The 3,767-nt window shown below is 37.3% G+C and carries 5 protein-coding genes and 1 riboswitch; of the genes, 1 reads left to right on the forward strand and 4 read right to left on the reverse strand.

Translation table 11 applies throughout. The features are described from left to right. From V7149_RS26030 to V7149_RS26040, 3 genes are all read right to left on the reverse strand, one after another. On the reverse strand, positions 1 to 246 hold a 246-nt coding region (locus V7149_RS26030), incomplete at its 3' end, for a DMT family transporter (RefSeq protein ID WP_335348449.1). Further along, the gene (locus V7149_RS26035; protein WP_335348450.1) at positions 243 to 587 is read right to left on the reverse strand and encodes a DMT family transporter; all 345 of its coding nucleotides are present in this window, start codon (positions 585 to 587) and stop codon (positions 243 to 245) included. The genes V7149_RS26035 and V7149_RS26030, both read right to left, overlap by 4 nt. Positions 588 to 654: 67 nt before the next feature. After that, positions 655 to 749: riboswitch (guanidine-I (ykkC/yxkD leader) on the reverse strand. A gap of 194 nt (positions 750 to 943) precedes the next feature. Next, positions 944 to 1,525: a hypothetical protein gene (locus V7149_RS26040; RefSeq protein ID WP_335348451.1), complete on the reverse strand. Its 582-nt coding sequence runs from the start codon at positions 1,523 to 1,525 to the stop codon at positions 944 to 946. 201 nt (positions 1,526 to 1,726) lie between these two features. Here V7149_RS26040 and V7149_RS26045 point away from each other — a divergent pair, with 201 nt between their 5' ends. Next, on the forward strand, positions 1,727 to 3,298 hold the full coding sequence (locus tag V7149_RS26045) for a GNAT family N-acetyltransferase (protein WP_335348452.1): 1,572 nt from the start codon (positions 1,727 to 1,729) through the stop codon (positions 3,296 to 3,298). Between the two features lie 82 nt (positions 3,299 to 3,380). On the opposite strand, the gene V7149_RS26050 is transcribed toward V7149_RS26045, so the two are convergent. Beyond that, positions 3,381 to 3,767 (reverse strand): exodeoxyribonuclease III (locus V7149_RS26050; RefSeq protein WP_335348453.1); only part of this gene is annotated, 387 nt, incomplete at its 5' end.

A 3,767-nucleotide genomic window follows, 5' to 3' on the forward strand; every position in this document is an offset into this window, starting at 1 on the left:
CTTTTGCTCACCATACAACACAATACCCAAAATGGCTCCACCAGAAGCTCCAATTCCAGTCCAGATGGCGTAGGCTGTTCCCATCGGCAATTCCTCCATGGCGAGCGCTAGAAAAAGAAAGCTTGCTCCGAAACCGATAAGCAGCATGATAAGTGACTGCCAATTACGATTTTTGTGCAGGCTGTTGATCATCAGAACACCTATCATTTCAAATATCCCTGCTAAGATGAGATAAACCCAACTCATGATGCAGCCTCTCCTTTCGAATCAGTTTCTTCTTCATTCGTAACAAGCTTAAGCCCAATGACTCCCGCTAATAAAATTAGGACGAGAATAATCTTCGATATTTTTAAAGGCTCATCAAAGAAAATAATTTCTGATAAAACGGTTCCAGCCGTACCCAACCCAACAAAAACGGCATATACCGTACCGACCGGCAATTTCTTTCCTGCCATGATTAGTACATAAAAGCTGACAATGATACAAACAATTGTCCCCGCCCATGTCCAAATATCATAAGCATGCTTTAGACCTATCACCCAAAACACCTCAAAAAATGCGGCAAAAAATACCTTTAACCAATTCATGCTGCTTCCCTCCAATACAAATTTCCACAAGACAAAAAGCCTAAGAGATCGCTGTCAATAAACAGTCATCTCCCAGGCTTTTATCCTTCCGTGGCACAGAAATTTCTGTGAGTTTTCTCTCGGACCAGGCCAGTTATCTGCGGAACCCTAGAAAACATTTTTATTAATTTCCTTTTATTATATAAGAAACGAAACGATGTGCAAGAGGAACTATTTGCGATTTTAAGCTTCATATTCATGCCAAATTCCTTCTATCTCCATTATTCTCTGCTTTTCTTATACTTTTAATCTCCATTGTTAATAAATAAGGTTCCACTTCCAAGCTAGAAATCCTATAATAATGAAACCTCCTATACCTAGTCCAATGGGAAAAGAATCTGTTTCCAATAAACCTCATCCTCCCTTTCCTCTCGATATTTTTCAATAATATTTGTTTTGATTTCTTCGTATTCATATAGACGCCACCATTTTCTAAAGCTTAATTGATACGTCTTTATTCCCTTTTCCCCTCCCCAAGGATCGCTCACCTTTATAATTGTTTGATCTTCTAGATGAAATTGATGCAAATCCGAAAAATCAAATCCCTCCTCTGTAAAAGAAATGGATAAACGATTTAATTCCGAGCGTACACGTTCAATAACAATATTTTTAGATGTTTGTTTAATCACTAAGACTTGCCCTGTCACAAACAATCTATATAAAATGATGGCGAAAACGATCATTAAACTGATAATAATGGGATAAAGAAAATTCTCGTCAAAGATGTATTGGCTGGATAGAACCGTTTGAATGATGAAAAATGAAAAGGTGTACATAGCCTCCAATTTTGACTTAGCTGAGATTCCTCGATATTTATATACCCTGTACGCATCATAGAAACTTAATAGTGATGCAAATAATCCAGAAATAATAAGAAAAATATGCATATAATCATACATAATTAAAACTCCTTGAAATTTGTTATATACTAATTTCTCAGTTTCCCAATCATCCCGATTTTACCACATATTTCTATTTAATCATCTCTATTACAATTTTTAGGAGTAAAATATTTCTTTCAATCTAAAATTATGCGAAAATAGATTTTAGTCAGTTTGCATATCATATAGAAAGAGCTTGAACGAAGAGAGGTTGTCAATATGTATTGGTGTAAAATAGCTCGCACAGAGAGAGAGTTTTCCGAAATAGCAAAATTAAATTACGAAACCTTTGTTGAAGAGATCCCCCAGCATGAACCTGACGAAAATGGAATTCGTGTGGATCCTTTTCATCATGAAAATAAATATATTATTGTTTTAAAAGATCAAGAGCTTGCTGGTATGATTGCCATCCGTGATCAGCGCCCTTTCTCCTTGGACAAGAAAGTCGGATCTGTAGAGAATCTGCTACATGATGATGCTTTGTCAGGTAAGCTTTGTGAAATTAGACTTCTTGCTGTAAGGAAAGAGCATCGAAATGGAAGGGTATTTTTCATGCTTGTCAGTGCTTTATCTGACTATGCTTATAAACAGGGGTATAGTGCTGCTGTTATATCAGGAACAATTCGTGAACAGAAGCTTTATAAGCAAATGGGTTTTGAAGCTTTTGCGGATACGGTTGGAACAGAAGATGCCCAGTTCGTCCCTATGGTGTTAACTAGAAAACAATTTGAGAAGTCAGTTGCTGCTAGATTAAAGCAAAAAAGATACTCTTTTTATCCGGGTCCAGTCGTTTTAAGAGACGATATTCGTACTGCCCTGACTGAAGAGCCAGTCTCTCATCGCTCATACGACTTTTCGATGACGCTTGAAAAAGTAAAGCAAATGCTTTTATCCATGAGTAAGGCATCATATGTTCATTTATTAAATGGCAGCGGAACTCTTGCAAATGAAGCGATGCTTGCTCAATTGAAAAGACTTCCCGGAAAAGGAATAATTTTAACAAATGGAGCATTTGGGGATCGATTAGTGAACCAAGCAAAAAGATGGGGTCTAACATTTGATTGTTTAAGCTATGAATGGAGCAAGCCCTTCGATGAACGTCAAATTTCTATGAAACTAGAACAATTGAATTATGAATGGGTTTTAATGGCGCATGGCGAAACTTCCACTGGAATGCTAAATCCATTAGAAAAGATCCAAGAGCTATGTAAAATCCATGATATAAAGCTTTGTCTTGATTGTGTCAGCTCCTTTGGTGCCCTGCCGTTCTCACTTTCAGAGATTTATTTGGCAACAGGGGTTAGCGGGAAAGCGATTGGAACAATGAGCGGGCTTTCGTTTGTTTTCTCGAACCATGAAATCGAAGAAGATTCAACTCTTCCTTCTTATCTAGATTTGGGGTTGTATGCGAATGGGAATATCCCGTTTACCTATTCTTCACAAGTGTTAAAAAGCATAGAGAGAGCACTAAGATATTATTTAGATGAAGATAGGTATTCAGTTTTGAAAAATCGCTATGAACAAATCCTTTCTGCAGAGAAAAATGAGGAAATGGCATTTTTAACTACATATGGCTATCCGATGATTGTAACATTAAAAGGAGAAGACAGCTGTGCAAACATGGCTGAGGATGCTGCACTTTCAGGATTTGATTTACATTATAAAAGCGCTTATTTATCAGAAAGGGCTTGGGTTCAGCTTTCGATTATTCAGCCGGATTTTGAGGAGGCGTGGAAAAAGTTCCGAAAGTGGCATTTGAATTATAAGGATTATCAAAGGAGACAAGGGTAGTGTGAGATAATTTGCCCAACATTCCTCCCAAAAAAAGCCGGCTTCATGTTCGTGTAACAGTATGAAGTCGGCTTGAATTTTTTTATATTTCCATCTCCAGCATAATCGGACAATGGTCACTGCCCATAACGTCACAGTGAATTTGTGCAGATTTTATTGCATTTTTCATTCTTTCGGAAACGATAAAATAATCGATTCGCCAGCCAATATTCCGTTCTCTTACTTTAGCCATATAAGACCACCATGTATAGGCACCCTCTGCATCTGGATAGACGTATCTAAAGGAATCAACAAAGCCAGAATCAAGCAAGCGAGTCATTTTATTTCTCTCCTCTGTTGTAAAGCCAGAGTTGCCATCATTCGATTTTGGATTTTTCAAATCAATTTCGTTATGTGCTACATTCAAGTCTCCACAGTAAATAACCGGTTTTATTTGATCGAGCTCACAAAGATATTGAAGAAGTTCATT

Origin of the sequence: Bacillus sp. JJ1503, from assembly GCF_036965125.1 — a bacterium.
Lineage (GTDB): Bacteria > Bacillota > Bacilli > Bacillales > Cytobacillaceae > Cytobacillus.